A 23,308-nucleotide genomic window follows, 5' to 3' on the forward strand; every position below is an offset into this window, starting at 1 on the left:
AATCGTCACTTTTACAATAAACGCCATGCGATTAACATCGTGTGGCGTTTTTTAATGTCGGTTTGGTTATTGCCTTAATCATCTGTTTTGTCTGCGGGTATAATCGACAGTTTAGCGCCTGCTTCTAGTACGCCTTTGCGATCATCTGGGTTGTATAAGGCGCAGCTTTCTAATGATAAACAACCACAGTTAATACAACTGCCCAATTGAGTTTTCAGGGCTTTTAGACTTTGAATTTTTTGAGTTAATTGGTGTTGCCAACTTTGCGCTAGTTCTTCCCACTCTTCTTTTTTTGGTGCTCGGTGTTTAGGTAAGTGAGACAGTTGATTGGCTATTTCTTGCAAACTTAATCCCACATTCTGCGCCGCTTTAATGACCGCGATTCGACGAAGAATTTGTCTTGGGTAACGCCGTTGATTTCCAGCATTTCGGCTACTGTAAATTAGCCCTTTTTGTTCATAAAAATGTAAGGTAGCTACGCTTATTCCTGCACGTTTAGCGACTTTTCCAACACTCATGTCCATGTTCTTCACCCGATAAAATGTTTACCGTTGTTATTGATCTGTGATTTTAGTATTACAAACAATAAAAGCTAACCTTAACTTTAGGTTGAGTCTATCTTAAATATGATGACTTAAACATCTCAACTTAAAACATGGCCAAAAAACACGGTGACATAAGAGTATGAGTGGAATACTTTTTAATGACTACATTATTGACGCCCATATTATTGATTCATGTGTTTTTTCAGGGCCTGATTAAAGACATTTACTTTTTGTTGTAAGTACTTGCGATGGCTATACATGGCATTTACTGGGTAGGAGCCGAAGTCATAATCAGATAGCAGTTGCTGTAATTGACCAGTTTTTAAAAAAGGGTCAACCGCAAAATCTGGGCTGATGGTGAATAGATTACCGTGAACAGCAAGTCGGGCAGACGCTAATGCATTATTGACGGAAATAATGGACTGGATTGGGAACGAAAAAGATTCCCCTTCTTTGTAGCAACGCCTTAAGCTACGGCCTTTGTGGTTCGTATCGTAGACGGCAGGTAAAGAGCTTAATTCTTGTGGCACCTGTGGCATGCCATGTTGTTCAATAAAAGTGGGTGAAGCGCATGCTTTTAATGTCATTAATCCAACTGGCACGGCAATGAGGTCGGAGTCTTCTAATTGACCGATACGAATGGCGAGATCGTAACCTTCGGATACCAGATCAACAAAACGATCGTTGAGCACAACATCTATTTTTATGTTGGGATGAACGTTGATAAATTCGGCAACAAATGGCATTAGTACGCATTCACCAAATGTGGTGGGGGCGCTGATGCGTAAACGCCCAGCAATTTGTTGTTGATCGTTCTTTAAACTCACTTCCACCATCGAGATATCATCTAATATTCGTTTGGCTTGTTCATAGTAGGCTTTGCCGGCTTCAGTGAGCTGTATTCCTCGGGTTGAGCGATGAATAAGTCTTACCTGTAATTCACTTTCTAATTGAGAAACATGAGTACTCATTAGTGCTTTAGTTTTACTTAGATGTTGAGCTGCAGCGGTGTAAGATCCTTTTTCAGCAACATGAACAAAACTATTCATAACATTTAATTTATCCATTTTGTCTCCCTGTACTTATTTGCCTTTTACTAGCTGAACTTTATTCAATCGATTTGGTCAATATTACGCTGTTCAATAATTTTGAACAATGTGTTCATTGTTTACTATATTGTTAATTAAAAGTAATGGTAGCAAACTTACCTCATCGAATAATTGAAGAGCGAACGAGGTAAATGAGATGACAATGGCTCCTGCGATGTTTGTTGGTCATGGCTCGCCTATGTTTGCGATTGAGCAAAGTTATGCAAGACAATTGTTAGAACAGCATCAATCAAACTTTCAAAATATTAAAGCGACTGTTGTACTTTCTGCCCATTGGAATACGCGTGGTTATACGGCAATTTCAACCGATGCTCAGATGCAAACGATTCATGATTTTGGTGGTTTTCCAACGGCGTTATATCAATTGCAATACCCTGCTCGAGGAAATCCAGCATTGTCTCTGCAGATCCAGCAATGTTTGGTTGCGAAGGGGGTTGATGTTCAGTTGCAATCAAACAGAGGCTTAGATCATGGCGCTTGGGTACCACTAATGCACTTAGTCCCTAATGCGAGTGTGCCAGTGATTCAGGTGTCGTTAGATGTAACCGCTAGCCCACAGCAAGTGTTTCGATTAGGTCAATGTTTAGCTCACTTTCGTCAGCAAGGAATTGCAATCGTCGGCTCAGGTTCGATAACCCATAATCTGGCTGATGTGAAAGCTAGCCATGATAACGCAGCACACTATGCGCAACGTTTTGAAAGCTGGGTGCGTTCACAAGTGGAACAAAATAATGGAGAGGCTTTAATAGCTGCGGCTGATTTACATCCTGATTTTTATCAAGCGCATCCAAGTGCAGAGCATTATTACCCATTACTGTTTGCCTTAGGGGCAAGCCAAAGTAATGACCAACTTAAGATTTTGAAGGGTGGAATTAAATACCACGCTTTATCAATGGAATCGTATTTGTGGGCTTAGCTTAATGACTAAATGTTTAATAACTAACTGTTTAGTAGCTAACCCAAATTATTTAAACGTAAGGAAAAAATTATGTCTTTATTACAACGCATTGTGAAATCAAACACAGGCTCTACAAACGCAAGCTTTGCACCTTTAATACTACGTATACCGACGGGCATTATTTTAATGGCGCACGGTAGCCAAAAGTTATTTGGTTGGTTTGGTGGTGGCGGGCTTGAAGGAACTGGACAATTCATGGCATCACTTGGACTTAGCCCTGGTGAATTAATGGCATTTTTAGCTGGCTCTGGTGAGTTCTTTGGTGGTTTATTGATTTTATTAGGCTTGCTGACTCGCCCTGCTGCTGCGGTAGTTGCTTTTACGATGGTGGTAGCGATTGTTTCTGTCCACTTACCTAATGGTTTGTTCCTTGCCAATGGTGGCTATGAATTTGGTTTGGCATTATTGGCTATTGCTGTTTCCTTGGTTTTTTCAGGCTCAGGACGTGTAGGGATAGATAACCTTATTTTTAAAAAATTGAAAGGTTAGTATATTTCGTCTAGCGCCATCAAAAAAATAGTTGTGTTTTTATAAAGGATGCCCAATGAGATATTGGGCATTTTCTTGTCTTAAATATAGTCTTGAATATTGTCGACAGTGAAAGATGGCGTACAATGGGGTTATCTAATTATTTTAAGAGCTGGAAAATGGAACTCACCCAAGCCTTGCAACAAATTCAACCTTCTTATATTCGTGAAATCTTAAGTGATGCTCAAGCTCCAGGTGTTATTTCTTTAGCGGGGGGGTTACCTGATGGAAATACGTTTCCGATTAGTTTAATGGAACGGTCATTAACGTCATTGCCTGAACGTCCTGCTTTATTTCAATATGGTCATACAGCTGGTTTCGCGCCACTTTTAGATTACTTTCGTAAGCAATATCAGTTACTCGATCACCATCAAGCTTTAGTCTGTACCGGCTCTCAACAAGGGTTGGATCTGATTGCTCGCGCTTTTGTTAATCCTGATGATAAAGTTGTGATGGAAGCACCAAGTTATCTTGGCGCATTGCAAGTCTTTGGTTTGGCTCAAGCCAATGTGATCAGCGTGTCACAACAAGCGGATGGCCCCAATCTTGAAGAATTAGAAGCCTGTTTTGCCCATCAAGCACCAAAGTTATTCTATGCCGTGCCAGATTTTCATAACCCAACAGGCGTGTCTTGGTCTTTAGCGGTGCGTCAGAAAGTCGCTCAGTTATGTCAGCAATATGGCGTAACCTTAGTGGAAGATGTGCCTTACCGCGAATTACGTTTTAAAGGTGAGATGTTGCCTTTAGTCTCAAGCTTTTGCCCAGACCAAGCTTTAGTGTTGCGTTCGTATTCTAAAATTGCCGCTCCAGGTATGCGCATGGGGGTGGTGACAGGTAAAGAAGAGTGGATTACACCACTTATTAAAGTAAAACAGTGCGCCGATTTACACTCAAGTGTACCGATGCAGGCTGTCTTATTGGATCTTCTTCAGCATCCAAATTTTGATCAACACATTGTAACGCTTCGGTCTATTTATCAAGAACGTTACCAATGCCTTGCCGAACAACTTCGCGGTAAATTGCCCCAAGGTTGCGCGTTTAATGAAGTAGAAGGCGGTATGTTTATTTGGGTGACAGTCCCTGAGTGTGATGATTTTGCTTTAGCCAAAGCGGCATTAAAAAATAAAGTGGCGGTTGTTCCAAGCACTGTGTTCTACCAGCAAGGTGAAAAAATCACTCCGGCACTACGCCTTAACTTCACCAATGCCACGGTTGAAGAACTCGCGGAAGCGGTTGACCGTTTAGTAACAGTGATTAAATCTGAGTGTGGTGTTATGTAGATACTCGCTGCCAAAAAATTGAAGGCCAAGACATTATGCTCTTGGCCTTTTTATTAAAGGGTATTAAGGAATTGATTAATTTGGGGACGATGTTCTATAACTGAAAAATCCTGTGGGCAAGTGCAATATAAGAATGAATGATAATGCATGCCTAAATGCTGAGCAGTAAGCCGGACTGGCTCGGAAAAGCATGAAGGAGGTATCGGATCACAACCAGTTGCGATGAGTGATACTTTTTTGCCTTTTAGTAAACGGCCTATTTCTTTTTCTATAGAGATAAGATCCGATAGGCGATCAAAAAAGACTTTCATTTGCGCTGACATAGAATACCAATACATTGGCGTTGCAAAAATTAGGTGATTAGCTTGAAGTATTGAATGTATTAAAGGTAAAAAATCGTCATTTTTATTGTGGTGAGCATAATCATAGAATGAGAAGTTGAAATCATTTAAATCAAAGATCTTTGCTGATAAATTATTAGAAATAGTATTGACCAGTTGACGGGTATTACCATCGCCATTGGATGACCCAAAAATGATAGCCGTTGCCATGTTGTATCCTTATTGTGTGAGTTTAAATCACCTACACAATAAATCCTCAAGCTAACTTGAGGACAAGTACTATCTTGATAATAAAATCCTTTTTACACCGTCATTATCCCTTTTAATGTGGTTACTGCTTGCCCACTTAATTTAACTCTTTGGTTGTCTAACATTTCAATTTTAACTTCACCGCCACGCTGCGACGCTTGATAACCTATTAATTTGTCTTTCTTGAGTTCAGCAGACCAATAAGCCGCTAAAGCACAATGAGCAGAACCGGTAACGGGATCTTCGTTGACACCAGCCCAAGGGGCAAAATAACGAGAAATAAAGTCATATTGAGAGTCATTTGAAAGGGCAGTAATCACAACGCCTCGACCCGTTAGTTGCTTTAAACCATCAAAATTAGGTTGTAATCTTTTGAGTACTTCAACTTGTTTAATGACAATAAAATCTTTGGTATCAAAACGTCCAACTGTGATCACGTCTTTATTAGAAATACCTAAATAAGCCAGCATTTCTTCATTTATAGGCGTATTGAGTGTTAACGGTGCCAAGGGGAAGTCCATGGCAATATCGTGTTCGGAAAAATACACCGTTAATGGTCCTGATTTAGTTTGAAAAGTGACTTCATCACCTATCTTCATTTTTCCTTGTTGCAGCAGAACATGTGCCGTCGCTAGTGTGCCATGACCACATAGATTGACTTCAATTTTGGGGGTAAACCAACGCAAGTTCATATCATCTAAAGACAGGAAAGCGGTTTCCGATATCGCCATTTCTCCGGCAATCGATAACATTAAAGCTTCACTTAGGCCCTTATTGGTAATACACACACCGGCAGGATTACCTTTAAATGGAGTATGGGTAAATGCATCAGCTTGGTAGATTTCTAAGAGCATAATAAACCTAAGGTGGCAAGAGTAAGGTAAAATAAAATAGTGGTTGGTTTCGTAAAAGAAAAATTAGAGTAACCAATGAATACCGCTACTCTATTGATGCTTCAGATTTAGTCTTGAATTCGCTCAGCCAAGTCTTTGTCATTGAAAATCACAAGGAATCTATCCCAGTGATTAGACTAATACATCCACTCGTTACTGTCGAGTGATGGAGTTTTTCCATGTCATTTTTTCTTTTGGATTAAACGATTTTCCAAAGCATAAACGTCCGAATGAATAAGCTTGATTTGCAATAAAAGGCTTTTATAAAAGAGCAAAATTTTCTTAGTATATAGGTTGGACTTAACTCTAAGGAAAGATCTTTTATGCTAAAGATTCGGTTTGCCCTCAGAATAAAAAATCAATGGATAGACAGGCATGTATATACTTGAGTTAGCGTCATTTTTTGAGTAGCGTTAACTCAATAATCCCTCACATTAAGGAAAATATATAGCTCATTCTCATGGACATGATCACGGGCACTCCCACGGTCATCATCACCATTCGCCAGATGACAGCATGGGTAAATTGCTCTTCGCTATCATTATTAATATTGCGTTAACCGTTGTCCAAGTTATTGGCGGAATTCTGTCTGGTAGTTTATCGCTATTAGCTGATGCTTTACATAATCTCAGTGATGCTGGAGCCTTGATTGTTGCGGTTATTGCGAGAAAAGTCGGCAATAAATCAGCATCAAATACCATGAGTTATGGCTATAAACGAGCTGAAATCATTGGTGTGCTGATCAATAGTACGACCTTGATTGTGGTCGGTGTGTATTTGATTTTTGAATCATTTAATCGCTATTTAAACCCCGAACCAATTGATGGTTGGATTGTGATTGGCGTTGCAGGTGTTGCGCTTATCATCGACTTAGCAACCGCTTTTCTTACCTTCACTAGTGGCGCAAAGGATAATATGAATATCCGCGCAGCTTTTATTCATAATGTGTCTGATGCGATGGCGTCTGTTGTTGTTATCATTGCAGGGACATTCATTATTTTATATCAATGGTATGTGATTGATTTAATTGCCACGATTGGTATTTCTATTTACGTTATTTATCACGGCATTTTGCTATTAAAACAAAGTATTTTAATCATTATGCAAGCGGTGCCTTCTCATATCGATATTGAAAAAATGAAACAACAGCTCAATGTGATTGAAGGCGTTGAAGACCTTTCTCATTTTCATGTATGGCAGCTTGATGATAAAAAATATTTTTTTGAAGGCCACGCTAAGTTAAATACCACTGACAGTGAAACAGTCAAAAATTCGATTAAAGCTTTTTTACATGATGAATATGAAATTAAGCACAGCACCATTGAAACAACTCAAATGTTGGAAGCGGATCAGAATCTAGATCCTCTAAAATGAGTCTGATGTAAATCGTGCATGACGCGCTTCTGCCATTGTGCAATCAGTTTGAAGCATAAGATCAGTAAGCGTGATATCGGGATTATTGCTAATTAAACGTTCTAATATAGCCACTTTAGATTCAGGTTTTGTCTGGGTGGCTATGAGGCTCTCATCGATTTTCTTAATCAAAAATGCCATTGGTTCAGCATCAGATTGACGTAATGTAACCAATAAAGACATGACTGATTCAATAGCACCTTCAAGCTGCCAATGCCTAGAACGACGAATACGATTGAGCTTACACCCAGATTCGATGGCCAGTTGTTTCGCATGTTTAGCTTGTTCACCACCAATGCGATGGATGAATGAGGGAAGTTGAATACAGATCATGCCAGTATGATAAAGAAAAACGCTCATGATGACGATGGGCGTTTTCAATATTTGGCTTAGTGTTGATAAATTTTGGTATTAATAGCGCTTGTTATCAAGAGCGAGTGTTATTAATAGAAAGTGTTATCAGTAGAGTGTGCTATCAACCCCAATGTAATATTTTCCAAGGCTTCCCTTTCGCTTGTTCTAGTAGACGTTCACATGGATTCACTAAATAAGAAAAATCGGCGTATTCACATAAAGGTAAATCGTTGATGGAATCAGTGTAAAAATGCACTTCTGAAAATGATTCACTTTGTTGGTCACACCATTGCTGTAAGCGAGTGACTTTACCTTGCTGATAGCTAGGCGTTCCCAGAATGGTTGGCGTGAACTGATTATCTTTTTCCACTAAATCAATACCAATTGCATATTGAATGCCAATACGTTTTGCTACTGCAGCCACGAGAAAAGTCACGGATGCCGAGATGATTAACATGGCACGTTGCTGTTGGTGAAGTTGCTCAATTAAGGTGTTGGCTTGCGGAAAGATTTTTGACAGTATTTTTTCTTCCACACATTGATCGGCCAATTGTGACACTTGTTCAACGCTCAAATGGCGGATAGGCTCAATCGAAAAATTTAAATATTCTTTTATATCGAGCTTACCTTTTGCATATAAACCCATCAATCTTTTGTCTTCAGCAATAAAATTTGGATTGGTTGCTATTTTTTGTTCAACCAAAAATTCATGCCACAGCATCGCACAATCAGCATTGATTAAAGTTTCATCCATATCAAAGACATACAGAGGTTTGGTCATGTTTAGGCTCTCACTGGTTGAATTTCATTAAGATTAAAGCGCAGATTCAGTTGTTGGCCATTAGCCAGTAATCGTTCAGATGAGCGATTTAATAAATCGACAGTTAATTCGCAATCACGGCAGCTTTCCAGAGCAACTTGGTAGCGAATAACATTACCAAGTAGTTGATGACTTCGTATTTTAGCCGTTAAAGGTACGGAGATGTGTTTGGGATAATGCCGACCTTTTTCTTCCACGTAAATGGATTCAGGGCGGATGGCGATTTTTTCTGTCGTATCAATATTGAATAGCTGCTTTGCGTGTTGAGCTGCCATTAAGTTGTAATGGCCCATGAACCCTGCCACAAATTCATTGGCTGGCTGGGTGTAAATTTCTTCTGGGCTGCCTTGTTGAACAATCTCACCATTATTCATTAAAAAGATTCGATCAGACATGATCATGGCTTCTTCTTGATCATGTGTGACGAAAATAGTGGTGAGGTTGAGCTCTTTTTGAATCTCTCTAATTTGTTGCCTTAAGCGCTTGCGAATTTTGGCATCAAGGGCTGAAAGTGGTTCATCGAGTAATAAAATACGAGGTTTAACCACTAAGGCGCGAGCCAATGCGACACGTTGTCTTTGGCCGCCTGATAACTGATGCGGATAATGTTGTTCTTTACCGGCTAGGTCGACTAATTGAATGATTTTAGCCACTTCTTTCTTGATGTTCTCGGATGAGAGCTTTTTCATTTTCAAACCAAAGGCAATATTGTTTTCAACCGTCATATTGGGGAAGAGCGCGTAAGATTGAAATACCATGCCAATACCACGTTCTTGTGGCGTTTGATGCGTAATATCTTCTCCATCTACATGAATGCTGCCCCCATCAATTGGATTTAAACCGGCTAAGCTTCTTAATAACGTCGATTTTCCGCAACCACTGGGGCCAAGTAGCGTTATAAATTCACCTTGTTTGATTGAACATTCAATTCCCTCAAATACGGTATTAGAACCAAAGCGTTTGGTGAGTTGTGAGATATTAACGTAATGATTATTTTGATCGATATTCATGATGATGTTCCTTGGCTAAAACGACTGGCAAGCCAAGTCAGTACAAAGATAAATAAGAAATAGGTCATGACTAGAGCTGAGGTAAAATGTCCGCTCGTTTGACGCATATTGTAGAGGTAAATCTGCATGGTTTCATAACGGGTTCCGACCAGAATGTTGGCAAACACAAATTCACCTAACAAAAAAGAAAATGAGATAAATAGAGAGGCGAGTAACCCTTTTTTCAAATTGGGTAGAATAACCAGTAAGAATGCTTTGAATGTACTTGCGCCAAGTAAATGAGCTGCATCCATTAAGTCGTGTAAATGAATAGCGCTAAAGTTGTTGGAAATGGCTCGGTACATAAATGGTAAAGCGATAGTGAAATAGGTACCAATTAAAATCCAAGGCGTACCTACTAAAGGAATGGCGCTGTCGGAATACAATTGCAGCAAGCCAACCGATGACACCACGGGAGGAACCGCAAAAGGCAACAAGATTAAAATATTCATGACTTTATCGAGTTTAGGGTAGTAATAAAACACCACAAAAATAGTTGGTAGAATTAATACTACGCTGAGAACTAATGCGCTAATTCCTAATACTAAAGAGCGCCCGAATGCTGCGATAAATCGCTCGTCAGTGAGCAGTTTGATATACCAGTCGAACGTTAAGCCTCTGGGTAAAATAGTGGCACCCCAACTGGATGAAACAGAATAAAGCAGGGTCGCCAGTATCGGTAATATCATGATGCCAACAATGCCATACACTATAAATTTATGGGAAAGTGGTGAGTGATTAGCCTTTTGCATGATAGCTCCTTGAAATCAGCCATTGGTTAATCAGAGTGATAAACGCAAGCAGTGCCAATAGCACGACTGAAATTGCTGCCGCTAAATTCGGTTCCAGAAATAAATCACCCGACACCAAACTCGCAATACGAATGGTGATCAAGTTGTAGTTACCACCAGTTAAAGCATAAACACTGGCGTAGGCTCCGATGGCATTGGCAATCAGGATGATTAAAGTACCGAGCAATGCTGGCGCTAATACAGGCAAGGCAATGTGGAACCAATATTGATAGGTTTTAGCCCCCAGTAGAGCCGCGGCTTCTTTCCAATCACTTTTTAAGCTATCAAAAGCAGGGTAGAGTAGCAGAATTGCTAGTGGGATTTGAAAATACACATAAATGGTGAGTAATCCCCATTTACCGTAGAGATTAAAGTCATCAATTAAGCCGTATTTTTTTAGTAATAAAGTGAACGCGCCATTCACACCTAGAATAATGATGAATGCGAAAGCCAGTGGTACGCCTGAGAAATTACTGCTCATATTGGTGAAGGCAATGACGCCGTTACGAATTTTGTTATCAAGGTGCCGAAGTGAGGAAACCAATAGGGCGGCAATGAGCAAACCCAATATGCTCGACCAAGAGGAAAGCCAAATACTATTGCTAAAGCCTTGTAGCATAAATTTGGAATTCAGCACTTCATGGTAGTTATCTAACGACCATTCTCCATCGTAGATAAAGCTATTAATGACAACCCAGATCATTGGCGCAATTTGGAATAAATAGAAAAACACCCCAAAAGGGATGAACCATAAAGCGGGTTTTAGATGCCCTAACCAAGTTAGGACGTATGATTTTGTTTCTTTCATTTGATGGTTATCTTTGGTTTGTGACGTGATAGATGGATTATTCATATTCGGTCACTGTTTGTATTAAAACTGCTTATGTTCATCCCCATTATCCTTCTTGTGTGAGCAAGCTGCTTTCTGGAAACAGTTGTGGGAAATAGGGTTTGTTATGTTTAAGTCCAAGAAGTTGGCAAACACTGCCACAGATTTCAGTTTGCTTGATCTCAACTGGAAGGACGCCACTGCTTTGATGTGAAAAAGCATCACCAATAACAAACAAAGGAACTTCTCGCTCCTCTGGTAAGATCCCACCATGAGATAAGTCGTTATTCATCCCGTGATCGCTCGTTACCATGACTTGATAGCCATCACTAATCCAAGCATCTATGTAGGTGGATAGATGAATATCCGCTCCACGAGCACAATTACGGTATTGGCGAGAATCTAAGCCAAACTTATGACCTGTATCGTCAATATTCATTGGATGGATTAGTAGAAAATCCGGTTGATAAGTACGGCGTAAATACTCCGCATCCAGAAAGAGTGCTTCATCTGGGTAGTGATCCCAATGATAAAAGCAACCATGTTGAATATTCATCGATTCATTATGAGTAAATCGATCGCGTACAGCATCATACGGAGCTTGGTTATACAGTTCACTTACCCAATGATAAGCGGCGGCGGCAGTCACTTTTCCTTGCTGTTTCGCTAGGCTGAAAATAGATTCATGATGAGATAAACGAACAATCTGATTATTTACAATTCCGCTATCTACAGGGCGAACACCGGTTAACAAACATTCATACAGTGGGCGAGACATAGAAGGAAGCTCGCTTTGTAATGGATATAACGTGGCTCGGTTCTGCTCAATTAAACCATTTAAATAGCCCATACAATCATGGGCTACTTGGTAATTGAGGCCATCGAGAACCACTAAGATGACCTTATTTTTCATAATATTTAACTTCTTTAATTGGGTATTATTGTTGGTTAATTAACACTTCTTCTTGCCATTGACGGGGCAATTGACGAGCGGATTTTTCCCATGCAGCAAAGTCGCCTACAGGGTGAACGTTGCGGTATTGAGAGTTAGGCAGTAGCTTGTCTTGAATTGACTTCGGCAGTACGACATCGCTGCGAATAGGGCGGGCATAGCCTTCTGCAAGGTTGATTTGCCCTTTATCACTGAAGATGTATTCACGCGCTAGCTTCGCAGCGTTAGGGTTTTTTGCGTATTTATTGATGATGGTGGTGTAGCCCGAAATGACCGAACCATCTTGCGGAATGCTAACGGTAAAGCGGCTACGTTCAATTTGGTCGCGGTAATTCAGTGCGTTGAAATCCCACATTATCGCGACTTCTACTTCGCCTTTTTCAAGATTGGCGACACCAGGATCGGTAAACGATAAGCGGCCTTCTTTAGCTAGCTTGGCAAAAAATTCAATCGCAGGTTTCAAGTTTTTCTCATTGCCACCTTTTGCAAAAGCGGCGGCTAGAACGGCATTGTTCGCTTGAGCGGCAACACCCACATCACCGACACTGACTTTGTAATCTCCTTTTAGTAGATCATCCCAAGTTTTCGGTGGGTTTTTAACAAGGTTATTATTGGAAATAAACGCAATGGTACCGGTGTAAGCTAATGCCCAATGGCCTTCTTTATCTTTCGCCCAATCTGGAATGCTATCCCATGTAGTGGGTTTATACGGTTGGGTCACGCCTTTTTTAACCGCAGTACGAGCGAATGCAAAACCGACATCACCGATATCCGCTGTTGCATTATTTTTTTCAGCTTCAAACTTTGCGATTTCTTGCGCCGAACTCATGTCGGTATCTTGATGTTTTAAACCGTAGTTCTTGGCTAAATCTTGCCATGTGCCTTTCCAGTTGGCCCATGTGTCTGGCATGCCAATACTGTAAACTTGGCCTTCTTTTTTCGCCGCTTCTACTAAAGGTTGAATAGATGAATTGTCGGCAAATGCATGTGCAGAAAATAATGCTGCAATTAACGTAGTGCTGGTTAGCAAGCGTTTCATAAAGTCGATTCCTTTGGACTAGGTCAGTAAGTTCATTACGTATCCTAATGGCGAAATATGACGCTTTGTGGGCAGTTATCTTTCAATTTTTGGGTATTTTAATGGCAGTTTTATTTCAATTATTGATGTTTTAATCATCATGGTGATTGTCATCTTGTTGTTATAAAAACGTTTTACCCTATCGAAATAAATGACTGGACTAGATCAAGATAATGACGATAGCAATGGAAAGAGCCCCAACACGGTTAGCGATGATAAAGAACACGTTAAGAGAAAGAGTGGCTTCAGGGGTCATCGGGCATCGAAGTAAATTACCTTCAGAGCGTGAGCTAAGCGAATTATTCAATACGACAAGGATCACGATTAAAGATGCTTTGATCTCATTGGAAACGGAAGGACTTATCTATCGTGAAGAAAGAAAGGGGTGGTATGTGTCACCTCCTCGGGTTCGTTATAATCCTTTATCTCGTAGTCATTTTGAAAAGATGGTGACCGAACAGCACCGCCAGGCTCGAACAGTGTTACTACAAGTAAAAACAGAAATTGCTAATGGGGAGCAGGCGAAAGCGCTTGGTATTGATTCTATTTGTCCAATCCATATTATTGAACGGTTACGCTATATTGATGATCGTGCTGTGTTGTTTGTTGAAAATTGCTTAAAAGTAGATTTGTTTCCCGAGATCTTAAAGTATGGCCTCACGACATCATTAACTCGTTTATTTACCGAACAATATGGTTACCATACACATCGTTCTCGATTCGAGGTAATCCCAACGTCTGCGCCCAAACATGTCGCAAAATCGTTAGGTTTGGTTGAAGGGCAACCCATCTTAAAAATCTGCCGTATCAACTATAAACAAGACGGAGAATTGATGGATTGCGAGTTTGAATATTGGCGACCAGATGCTGTGATGATCAGCATTGACAGCGAGGGGTAGCTTCATGGGCGTACGGTATAAATATAAATATAAATATAAATAGAAGGATTTATACGTCTTCACCGGCCTCATCTTCAATCACAATATCAGTTTCTGTACTGGCCTCTTCTAACCAACGTTGGACGGCAGAACTGTTAAGGACTTTCAGCTGATACTCTCGTGCTTTATCGGAAAGTGGTATTTGATAAGTTTGGAAACGAAGTGCGATAGGTGTGTACATCGCATCAGTTATTGACCATTCTCCAAATAAAAAAGAATTAGAATATAGGCGCATTTGTTCTGACCATATCTCGTCAATACGCGCGACTTCTTTTTGTGCCGCTTCCGTTAATTGTACTCGGCGTGTTGCACGGCAGTTCATTGGCATTTCATTACGTACGGCGTTAAAGCCTGAATGCATTTCGCAAGCCAGAGATCGGGCTTTAGCTCGTTCAAGATGATCACTTGGCCATGCTTTTCCATTCAAGTACATATCATTAATATATTCTAAAATCGCCAGTGAATCCCATATTGTCGCTTTTCCATCAATTAAGGTGGGAACTTTGGCGGTGGGGGTTATGTTTTCTAATGTTCGATAGAACTTAGGCGTGAAAAGTTTTAGCTTGGTGATTTCGACATCTAGATTGTATTGTTTGAAAATTAGCCAGCCACGAAGCGACCAACTTGAGTAATTTTGGTTTCCTATATAGAGATGCATATCGATATCCTTATTGAGTATGAAAAATTTTAATCCGTTAATTGGAGTGTAGGGGATTGCTTGTTTTGTGACTAACGGATAGTTTTAATATCAGATATCAAAAATTGTGATGAATAAAAGTAGTGGGTAAATCAAATGGATATTGATGCTCTAAGAAGTTTTTTAGCGTTTGCAGAAACTGGCAGTTTTACTCGAGCAGCAAAGCAGATTTGCCGCACTCAGTCAGCGTTTAGCGCACAGATGAAGAAGCTAGAAGAGGAAACAGGAGCAGGTTTATTTGAAAAAAATGGCCGAAATCTTATTTTAAGTGAAGCGGGGTTGCAGCTAAGTGCCCAAGCAAAGCAGCTAATTACCTTACATGATAATACTCTGAACCAGTTAAAGCAGAACCAAGGTAAACGCTCATTACGCCTAGGGTGCCCTGAAGATTACAATGATATTGTCTTACCTATTATTGTTGCAATAATAAAAGATGCCGATCCGCGTTGTTCTATTCACATATACAGTGAAACTAGTATGACGCTAAGAAAATGGCTAGATACAGATAAAATTGATGCGGCTATTCTAACTCGCCAGCCGAATACAGAAGAAGGTTATTGGCTAACCTCTGATCGAGGTGTCTGGATTGCGGCACCAGATTATCAATTATCTCAAAATAGTCCAATACCACTCGCTTTATTTCAAACGGACTGTAAATATCATGCCGCTGCTATTGATGGTTTAACTAAAAAGGGAATCAGTTTTCAACTGTTGGCATGTTGTAATACGGCTTCTGCACAAAGAGCATTGGTTAAAAATGGATTAGCGATTGGGGCAATGGGGAAGTTAAGTATTGGAAACGAGTTAAGCATTATAGAAAATATGCCCTCACTACCAAATGTTGATATTGTTTTATCGGTATCAGCAAAAGTGCATCCATTGTTGAATTCTTGTTTTTTACAAAACTTAGAAGCAAACTTTAAAAAGAAAATGCCGATGGGTTCTCAACCCAACCAAGTCAATTCATAAAGCATTTAGCATGCTTAGATCGATTTCTATTGTTAATGATAAGGGTTTTCTGTTTCGAGTTAGATGAAAAATTTAGGTTAACTTTTATTTTTAGTTCGTAAAATGAACAAATAATGTATTTTTGAGTGAAAAATAAGCATTTAGTGTCTTTTTTTAAAATTATATAAATAAACACTTGCTAATGATCTGAGCTGCCCTATAATGCGCACCTCTTCAACGGAAAGCCGAAACGGTAACCGGGTTGTCTAAGTAGTAGATAGCGATGAAGAAAGCTCTTTAACAATTTAAACCTATCAATCTGTGTGGGCACTCGTTGATGATAATCAAAACAGTTTATTTTCACTTTTAAAAAGTGAAGGAAAATTTGGTATCAATGAACTGAGTGACCAAACGGCTATTAATAAGAACAGCTTTGAGCTTGTTTGATTTCACTTTTTAAAGTGAAAGTAATAATAGCGGCACAGTCAATTCATTATCATTTCCTGCTGGGAAATGATAATAAACTTTAAAGTTACTTTCTACCTCGGTAGAAATGAGTTTGAAGTCAGTAATCATTGAGCCGATGCGAAAGCATCAACAAAACTTTAATTGAAGAGTTTGATCATGGCTCAGATTGAACGCTGGCGGCAGGCCTAACACATGCAAGTCGAGCGGAAACGAGAAGGTGCTTGCACCTTCGGCGTCGAGCGGCGGACGGGTGAGTAATGCATAGGAAGTTGCCCTAACGAGGGGGATACCAGTTGGAAACGACTGTTAATACCGCATAATCTCCTTTCTGTTAAAGGAAAGAAGCAAAGCGGGGGACCTTCGGGCCTCGCGCGTTAGGATACGCCTATGTGGGATTAGCTAGTTGGTGAGGTAATGGCTCACCAAGGCGACGATCCCTAGCTGGTCTGAGAGGATGATCAGCCACACTGGGACTGAGACACGGCCCAGACTCCTACGGGAGGCAGCAGTGGGGAATATTGCACAATGGGCGAAAGCCTGATGCAGCCATGCCGCGTGTATGAAGAAGGCCTTCGGGTTGTAAAGTACTTTCAGTTGTGAGGAAGGTTTCGTCGTTAATAGCGGCGTTGCTTGACGTTAGCAACAGAAGAAGCACCGGCTAACTCCGTGCCAGCAGCCGCGGTAATACGGAGGGTGCGAGCGTTAATCGGAATTACTGGGCGTAAAGCGCATGCAGGTGGTTTGTTAAGTCAGATGTGAAAGCCCGGGGCTCAACCTCGGAAGGTCATTTGAAACTGGCAAACTAGAGTACTGTAGAGGGGGGTAGAATTTCAGGTGTAGCGGTGAAATGCGTAGAGATCTGAAGGAATACCAGTGGCGAAGGCGGCCCCCTGGACAGATACTGACACTCAGATGCGAAAGCGTGGGGAGCAAACAGGATTAGATACCCTGGTAGTCCACGCCGTAAACGATGTCTACTTGGAGGTTGTGGCCTTGAGCCGTGGCTTTCGGAGCTAACGCGTTAAGTAGACCGCCTGGGGAGTACGGTCGCAAGATTAAAACTCAAATGAATTGACGGGGGCCCGCACAAGCGGTGGAGCATGTGGTTTAATTCGATGCAACGCGAAGAACCTTACCTACTCTTGACATCCAGAGAAACCAGTAGAGATACAGGTGTGCCTTCGGGAACTCTGAGACAGGTGCTGCATGGCTGTCGTCAGCTCGTGTTGTGAAATGTTGGGTTAAGTCCCGCAACGAGCGCAACCCTTATCCTTGTTTGCCAGCGAGTAATGTCGGGAACTCCAGGGAGACTGCCGGTGATAAACCGGAGGAAGGTGGGGACGACGTCAAGTCATCATGGCCCTTACGAGTAGGGCTACACACGTGCTACAATGGCGCATACAGAGGGCAGCGAACTTGCGAAAGTAAGCGAATCCCAAAAAGTGCGTCGTAGTCCGGATTGGAGTCTGCAACTCGACTCCATGAAGTCGGAATCGCTAGTAATCGTGGATCAGAATGCCACGGTGAATACGTTCCCGGGCCTTGTACACACCGCCCGTCACACCATGGGAGTGGGCTGCAAAAGAAGTAGGTAGTTTAACCTTCGGGAGGACGCTTACCACTTTGTGGTTCATGACTGGGGTGAAGTCGTAACAAGGTAGCCCTAGGGGAACCTGGGGCTGGATCACCTCCTTACGAAAGATTTATTATTGATGAGTACCCACACAGATTGATTAGGTTTATAAAAGTTAAGGGGCTATAGCTCAGCTGGGAGAGCGCTTCGCTGGCAGCGAAGAGGTCTGCGGTTCGATCCCGCATAGCTCCACCATCTTTAAATGTTTTTACTAAGAATGTTTAAACATGGTTACCTCGAAAGAGGCTTAACTTGCTCTTTAACAATTTGGAAAGCTGACTAGATAAACATTTACTGTTTATCTTAATAAAAGTTCTCAAATCTTATTGCTTGCTTGCAAGTAATAAGTAACAACACACATTCAAGTGTCTTGTATTCTACAAACCAGTAATGGTTTGTTCTATTGAGTCCGGCAAATCGTTTATTTTGGATTACCCTCCAAAATAAACAAAAACTAAACCTTATTTAGTTGAACATACATAAAGACCCTTTTGGGTTGTATGGTTAAGTGAATAAGCGTACACGGTGGATGCCTAGGCAGTCAGAGGCGATGAAGGACGTATTAACTTGCGATAAGCGTAGATTAGGCAGTAAAAGCCACTTGAGTCTACGATTTCCGAATGGGGAAACCCACGTGCATAAGCACGTATTATTAACTGAATACATAGGTTAATAAAGCGAACCGGGGGAACTGAAACATCTAAGTACCCCGAGGAAGAGAAATCAACCGAGATTCCGAAAGTAGCGGCGAGCGAAATTGGATTAGCCCTTAAGCTTTATATGCGTCAGGTGAAGGCTCTGGAAAGTGCCGCGATACAGGGTGATAGCCCCGTAACCGACAACGCATACTAAGTGAAAACGAGTAAGGCGGGACACGTGATATCCTGTCTGAACATGGGGGGACCATCCTCCAAGGCTAAATACTCCTGACTGACCGATAGTGAACCAGTACCGTGAGGGAAAGGCGAAAAGAACCCCTGTGAGGGGAGTGAAATAGAACCTGAAACCGTGTACGTACAAGCAGTAGGAGCACCTTCGTGGTGTGACTGCGTACCTTTTGTATAATGGGTCAGCGACTTATATTTAGTAGCAAGGTTAACCGTATAGGGGAGCCGTAGGGAAACCGAGTCTTAACTGGGCGTCGAGTTGCTAGGTATAGACCCGAAACCAGGTGATCTAGCCATGGGCAGGTTGAAGATTGAGTAACATCAATTGGAGGACCGAACCGACTAATGTTGAAAAATTAGCGGATGACTTGTGGCTAGGGGTGAAAGGCCAATCAAACCTGGAGATAGCTGGTTCTCCCCGAAAGCTATTTAGGTAGCGCCTCGGACGAATACTACTGGGGGTAGAGCACTGTTAAGGCTAGGGGGTCATCCCGACTTACCAACCCTTTGCAAACTCCGAATACCAGTAAGTACTATCCGGGAGACACACGGCGGGTGCTAACGTCCGTCGTGGAGAGGGAAACAACCCAGACCGCCAGCTAAGGTCCCAAAGTATAGCTAAGTGGGAAACGATGTGGGAAGGCTCAGACAGCCAGGATGTTGGCTTAGAAGCAGCCATCATTTAAAGAAAGCGTAATAGCTCACTGGTCGAGTCGGCCTGCGCGGAAGATGTAACGGGGCTAAGCTATACACCGAAGCTGCGGCATCCTAGTTTACTAGGATGGGTAGGGGAGCGTTCTGTAAGCCGTTGAAGGTGAACTGAGAAGTTTGCTGGAGGTATCAGAAGTGCGAATGCTGACATGAGTAACGATAAAGGGAGTGAAAAACTCCCTCGCCGGAAGACCAAGGGTTCCTGTCCAACGTTAATCGGGGCAGGGTAAGTCGACCCCTAAGGCGAGGCTGAAAAGCGTAGTCGATGGGAAACGGGTTAATATTCCCGTACTTCTTATAAATGCGATGGGGGGACGGAGAAGGCTAGGTGGGCCTGGCGATGGTTGTCCAGGTTCAAGTGCGTAGGCTAATTTCTTAGGTAAATCCGGGAAATTGTTAGGCTGAGACACGATGTCGAGCTACTACGGTAGTGAAGTCATTGATGCCATGCTTCCAGGAAAAGCCTCTAAGCTTCAGTTTGTAAGAAATCGTACCCCAAACCGACACAGGTGGTCGGGTAGAGAATACCAAGGCGCTTGAGAGAACTCGGGTGAAGGAACTAGGCAAAATGGTACCGTAACTTCGGGAGAAGGTACGCTCTTGTTGGTGATGAGACTTGCTCTCTAAGCTGACGGGAGTCGCAGATACCAGGTGGCTGCAACTGTTTATTAAAAACACAGCACTGTGCAAAATCGTAAGATGACGTATACGGTGTGACGCCTGCCCGGTGCCGGAAGGTTAATTGATGGGGTTATCTTCGGAGAAGCTCTTGATCGAAGCCCCGGTAAACGGCGGCCGTAACTATAACGGTCCTAAGGTAGCGAAATTCCTTGTCGGGTAAGTTCCGACCTGCACGAATGGCGTAATGATGGCCACGCTGTCTCCACCCGAGACTCAGTGAAATTGAAATCGCTGTGAAGATGCAGTGTACCCGCGGCTAGACGGAAAGACCCCGTGAACCTTTACTACAGCTTGGCACTGAACATTGACCCTACATGTGTAGGATAGGTGGGAGACTTTGAAGCATTCACGCCAGTGGATGTGGAGTCAACCTTGAAATACCACCCTTGTAGTGTTGATGTTCTAACTTAGCCCCATTATCTGGGGTGAGGACAGTGCCTGGTGGGTAGTTTGACTGGGGCGGTCTCCTCCCAAAGAGTAACGGAGGAGCACGAAGGTGGGCTAAACACGGTTGGACATCGTGTGGTTAGTGCAATGGCATAAGCCCGCTTGACTGCGAGAATGACAATTCGAGCAGGTGCGAAAGCAGGTCATAGTGATCCGGTGGTTCTGAATGGAAGGGCCATCGCTCAACGGATAAAAGGTACTCCGGGGATAACAGGCTGATACCGCCCAAGAGTTCATATCGACGGCGGTGTTTGGCACCTCGATGTCGGCTCATCACATCCTGGGGCTGAAGTCGGTCCCAAGGGTATGGCTGTTCGCCATTTAAAGTGGTACGCGAGCTGGGTTTAGAACGTCGTGAGACAGTTCGGTCCCTATCTGCCGTGGGCGTTGGAAGATTGAAGGGGGCTGCTCCTAGTACGAGAGGACCGGAGTGGACGAACCTCTGGTGTTCGGGTTGTCATGCCAATGGCATTGCCCGGTAGCTAAGTTCGGAATCGATAAGTGCTGAAAGCATCTAAGCACGAAGCGAGCCCTGAGATGAGTCTTCCCTGGCGCTTTAAGCGTCCTAAAGGGTTGTCGGAGACTACGACGTTGATAGGTTGGGTGTGTAAGCGCTGCGAGGCGTTGAGCTAACCAATACTAATTGCCCGTGAGGCTTAACCATACAACACCTAAAGGGTTTTGGCTGGACTGAATAGAGTAAGAAATACGAATAGATACTTGAATGAGTGTGAGAACGAGTTAGAGATAACAGCAGCTTTCCGAATTAAGTTAAACGCTTATGCGTTTAACAAAAGAATTTGCTTGGCGACCATAGCGCTTTGGACCCACCTGATTCCATGCCGAACTCAGAAGTGAAACGAAGTAGCGCCGATGGTAGTGTGGGGTTTCCCCATGTGAGAGTAGGACATCGCCAGGCTTGATTTAAAAGAAACCGCTAATAATTAGCGGTTTTTTTTCGTCTGATGAAAATTTTTAATTATTTCATGCCCTAAACAAAAAATGTATTTATTTTAAGCAATCTTTGTTTATTTTAGTTATTAATATATGGTTTATCGCCATGTATCTGCGTTATCATTATTTATCTATTCCTAATTTACATTGATCTTATGTTACTTGAAGGCATTGAAACACTACTGGTTCTTAGTAATGAAAAGACCATGAGTCGTGTGGGGAGCCAACTTTATATTAGCCAGTCAGCAGTGAGTAAACGGATCGCTTTACTTGAAAAAAAACTGGGTAAAAAGTTGATTGTTCCAGATGGTAGGCATGTTCGCTTAACCGCTGACGCGCAAGAACTGATTATGAATATTGGTCCGACGTTCCAAGAACTACAAGGACAGATATTTGATCAACATACTTTTCAAGATGACACATTAATCAATCTCGATTGCTCTGAAACTTTAGTGGCAGGCTATCTTAATGGCATGATGGGAGAGTATTTAAAGCGAGATCCAGCAATTCGAATTAGCACACATCATACGCCAAGAATTGTAGAAAGAGTTCAATCGGGAAAAGCAACGGTTGGCTTTTGTGCTGGACATATTTCAATGCTACATGGACTGAAAGCATTACATTTATGGGATGAACCATTTGTTATTGTGAGTAGGGATTCGATATATGACCTACCTAAGCAACTGATAACGAATGATTTGTCAAACCCTGCTAACCGTTATCAATTGGATATTTTAAGTCAATTAGGAATTAATGCTTTAATGGAAATGGATTCTTATACAGCCTCGGCTCAATTGGCTTTGGGAGGAGTAGCATCGGCGCTTGTGCCACTCTCTGTGATTAAAACGTTGAATATTGAGCCGAAGTATTGTTTTAATTTTCCTGAGTTAGTACCGCTGTTTCGTCCTATCAATTTATGCTTACGCTCTAATACTCATAGGAATGAAAGAGTTAAAGCAATGATAGCAGCCATTGCTGATGTTGTTCCCACAAAAGCTTGAGTGCCATTGTCATTGACATGATAATAACTAAAGGTTTGATCCATTTTTGACCGCTACCGAGAACCACTTTTGCACCAAGGCGAGCACCAATGAAACCACCAATTGCCATGGTTAGTCCGAGCTCCCAAATTGGCAGGTCGGCCAATATAAAAAAAGATAGGGCAGCAATGTTGGACGTAAAGTTGAGAACTTTGGTTCTCGCGGTTGCGGCTACCAGTGTATACCTTCCAATTGCGACAAAACAAACGGCAAAAATAGAACCAGTACCAGGCCCTAAAAATCCATCATAAAAGCCAACACCGCCGCCAATGATGAAGGCAAATGCAGCTTCTGATAATTTGGGCTTATCTTCCGGATGAGGAGTGACTGAAGAAGAAAAAAGAAAATAGCTGGAAATGGCGATTAGAACGATAGGAATTAAACTCATTAAAATATCAGGTTTGATATGTTGAACCGCTTCAGCGCCTAATGCAGCTCCAATAAAAGTACATACAATCGATAACCACATAGATTGAAGTTTTACTGCACCGCTGCGTATAAAATATAAACTGGCAGAAAAACTACCAAATGAACTTTGTAGTTTATTTGTAGCAAGAGCCTGAGTTGGAGGTACGCCAGCCGCTAAAAGAACTGGTAGGGTAATTAAACCACCTCCACCAGCCATCGCATCAATAAATCCTGCGACAGCGGCCACTGCGACTAGCAGAGCCATCATTTCAAATGATAAATCCATTTTCTTTCCTTAGATATGAGC

General features: G+C 42.0%; 20 protein-coding genes, 1 tRNA gene and 3 rRNA genes. 11 read left to right on the forward strand and 13 right to left on the reverse strand.

From position 1 onward, the window contains the following. Positions 1-74: 74 nt before the first annotated feature. A complete protein-coding gene (soxR, locus tag VCASEI_RS13640) occupies positions 75-524 on the reverse strand; it encodes a redox-sensitive transcriptional activator SoxR (RefSeq protein ID WP_089110260.1) in 450 nt (149 codons plus the stop codon). A 203-nt stretch (positions 525-727) separates the two neighbouring features. Further along, positions 728-1,612 carry a LysR family transcriptional regulator gene (locus VCASEI_RS13645; protein ID WP_089110261.1) on the reverse strand — a complete coding sequence of 295 codons (885 nt, stop codon included), beginning with the start codon at positions 1,610-1,612 and terminating at the stop codon, positions 728-730. A gap of 178 nt (positions 1,613-1,790) precedes the next feature. Here VCASEI_RS13645 and VCASEI_RS13650 point away from each other — a divergent pair, with 178 nt between their 5' ends. The 3 genes from VCASEI_RS13650 to VCASEI_RS13660 all read left to right on the forward strand — a co-directional run bounded on the left by VCASEI_RS13650 (position 1,791) and on the right by VCASEI_RS13660 (position 4,420). After that, positions 1,791-2,570 (forward strand): DODA-type extradiol aromatic ring-opening family dioxygenase, encoded by a 780-nt coding sequence (locus tag VCASEI_RS13650; RefSeq protein ID WP_089110262.1) that lies wholly within the window; start codon positions 1,791-1,793, stop codon positions 2,568-2,570. Positions 2,571-2,642: 72 nt separating this feature from the next. Then, complete coding sequence (locus VCASEI_RS13655) at positions 2,643-3,101, forward strand: DoxX family protein (RefSeq protein WP_197709600.1); 459 nt, start codon at positions 2,643-2,645, stop codon at positions 3,099-3,101. 158 nt (positions 3,102-3,259) lie between these two features. Next, entirely contained in the window at positions 3,260-4,420 is a 1,161-nt protein-coding gene (locus VCASEI_RS13660) for an aminotransferase-like domain-containing protein (protein WP_089110264.1), read from the forward strand. Positions 4,421-4,473: 53 nt separating this feature from the next. On the opposite strand, the gene VCASEI_RS13665 is transcribed toward VCASEI_RS13660, so the two are convergent. Then, positions 4,474-4,971, reverse strand: a complete 498-nt coding sequence (locus VCASEI_RS13665; protein ID WP_086960512.1) for a flavodoxin family protein — start codon at positions 4,969-4,971, stop codon at positions 4,474-4,476. Positions 4,972-5,063: 92 nt separating this feature from the next. Then, positions 5,064-5,864 carry a PhzF family phenazine biosynthesis protein gene (locus tag VCASEI_RS13670; RefSeq protein ID WP_086960513.1) on the reverse strand — a complete coding sequence of 267 codons (801 nt, stop codon included), beginning with the start codon at positions 5,862-5,864 and terminating at the stop codon, positions 5,064-5,066. 555 nt (positions 5,865-6,419) lie between these two features. Here VCASEI_RS13670 and VCASEI_RS13675 point away from each other — a divergent pair. Further along, positions 6,420-7,277, forward strand: coding sequence for a cation diffusion facilitator family transporter (locus VCASEI_RS13675; RefSeq protein ID WP_089110265.1), 858 nt, complete (start codon positions 6,420-6,422; stop codon positions 7,275-7,277). Here the strand turns inward: VCASEI_RS13675 and VCASEI_RS13680 are convergent. The 7 genes from VCASEI_RS13680 to VCASEI_RS13710 form a co-directional block, all read right to left on the reverse strand. Next, positions 7,269-7,676, reverse strand: coding sequence for a ribosome recycling factor family protein (locus VCASEI_RS13680; RefSeq protein WP_089110266.1), 408 nt, complete (start codon positions 7,674-7,676; stop codon positions 7,269-7,271). The two genes, VCASEI_RS13675 and VCASEI_RS13680, sit on opposite strands and share 9 nt — an antisense overlap. Before the next feature lie 115 nt (positions 7,677-7,791). After that, positions 7,792-8,451, reverse strand: coding sequence for an HAD family hydrolase (locus VCASEI_RS13685; RefSeq protein WP_086960516.1), 660 nt, complete (start codon positions 8,449-8,451; stop codon positions 7,792-7,794). 2 nt (positions 8,452-8,453) lie between these two features. Next, positions 8,454-9,500 (reverse strand): ABC transporter ATP-binding protein, encoded by a 1,047-nt coding sequence (locus VCASEI_RS13690; protein ID WP_086960517.1) that lies wholly within the window; start codon positions 9,498-9,500, stop codon positions 8,454-8,456. After that, complete coding sequence (locus VCASEI_RS13695) at positions 9,497-10,291, reverse strand: ABC transporter permease (RefSeq protein WP_086960518.1); 795 nt, start codon at positions 10,289-10,291, stop codon at positions 9,497-9,499. The genes VCASEI_RS13690 and VCASEI_RS13695 overlap by 4 nt, the downstream gene beginning before the upstream one ends. Next, complete coding sequence (locus VCASEI_RS13700; RefSeq protein WP_226983394.1) at positions 10,278-11,138, reverse strand: ABC transporter permease; 861 nt, start codon at positions 11,136-11,138, stop codon at positions 10,278-10,280. The genes VCASEI_RS13695 and VCASEI_RS13700 overlap by 14 nt, the downstream gene beginning before the upstream one ends. Before the next feature lie 88 nt (positions 11,139-11,226). After that, positions 11,227-12,072: an alkaline phosphatase family protein gene (locus VCASEI_RS13705; RefSeq protein ID WP_089110267.1), complete on the reverse strand. Its 846-nt coding sequence runs from the start codon at positions 12,070-12,072 to the stop codon at positions 11,227-11,229. 25 nt (positions 12,073-12,097) lie between these two features. Beyond that, positions 12,098-13,150: an ABC transporter substrate-binding protein gene (locus tag VCASEI_RS13710; RefSeq protein ID WP_089110268.1), complete on the reverse strand. Its 1,053-nt coding sequence runs from the start codon at positions 13,148-13,150 to the stop codon at positions 12,098-12,100. Positions 13,151-13,359: 209 nt separating this feature from the next. On the opposite strand from VCASEI_RS13710, the gene VCASEI_RS13715 reads away from it, so the two are divergent. After that, positions 13,360-14,088 carry a UTRA domain-containing protein gene (locus VCASEI_RS13715; RefSeq protein WP_174208766.1) on the forward strand — a complete coding sequence of 243 codons (729 nt, stop codon included), beginning with the start codon at positions 13,360-13,362 and terminating at the stop codon, positions 14,086-14,088. Positions 14,089-14,137: 49 nt separating this feature from the next. Here the strand turns inward: VCASEI_RS13715 and VCASEI_RS13720 are convergent, their stop codons facing one another. Beyond that, the gene (locus tag VCASEI_RS13720; protein WP_089110270.1) at positions 14,138-14,785 is read right to left on the reverse strand and encodes a glutathione S-transferase family protein; all 648 of its coding nucleotides are present in this window, start codon (positions 14,783-14,785) and stop codon (positions 14,138-14,140) included. 135 nt (positions 14,786-14,920) lie between these two features. Between VCASEI_RS13720 and VCASEI_RS13725 the strand changes: the two genes are divergently transcribed. The 6 genes from VCASEI_RS13725 (at position 14,921) to VCASEI_RS13750 (ending at position 22,554) form a co-directional block, all read left to right on the forward strand. Further along, positions 14,921-15,793: a LysR family transcriptional regulator gene (locus tag VCASEI_RS13725; RefSeq protein ID WP_089110271.1), complete on the forward strand. Its 873-nt coding sequence runs from the start codon at positions 14,921-14,923 to the stop codon at positions 15,791-15,793. A 585-nt stretch (positions 15,794-16,378) separates the two neighbouring features. Beyond that, positions 16,379-17,935, forward strand: a 16S ribosomal RNA gene (locus VCASEI_RS13730). Positions 17,936-17,992: 57 nt separating this feature from the next. Next, a tRNA-Ala gene (locus VCASEI_RS13735) sits at positions 17,993-18,068 on the forward strand. Between the two features lie 307 nt (positions 18,069-18,375). Beyond that, positions 18,376-21,263 (forward strand): 23S ribosomal RNA (locus VCASEI_RS13740). A 139-nt stretch (positions 21,264-21,402) separates the two neighbouring features. After that, positions 21,403-21,518 (forward strand): 5S ribosomal RNA (gene rrf / locus VCASEI_RS13745). The 16S, 23S and 5S rRNA genes sit together here with 1 tRNA gene alongside, the layout of an rRNA operon. Before the next feature lie 190 nt (positions 21,519-21,708). Then, positions 21,709-22,554 (forward strand): LysR family transcriptional regulator, encoded by an 846-nt coding sequence (locus VCASEI_RS13750; protein ID WP_086963074.1) that lies wholly within the window; start codon positions 21,709-21,711, stop codon positions 22,552-22,554. Here VCASEI_RS13750 and VCASEI_RS13755 read toward each other — a convergent pair. Further along, positions 22,505-23,287 (reverse strand): TSUP family transporter, encoded by a 783-nt coding sequence (locus VCASEI_RS13755; RefSeq protein ID WP_110957805.1) that lies wholly within the window; start codon positions 23,285-23,287, stop codon positions 22,505-22,507. The genes VCASEI_RS13750 and VCASEI_RS13755 overlap by 50 nt on opposite strands. Between the last annotated feature and the right edge of the window lie 21 nt (positions 23,288-23,308).

This window comes from Vibrio casei, assembly GCF_002218025.2.
GTDB classification, from domain to species: domain Bacteria; phylum Pseudomonadota; class Gammaproteobacteria; order Enterobacterales; family Vibrionaceae; genus Vibrio; species Vibrio casei.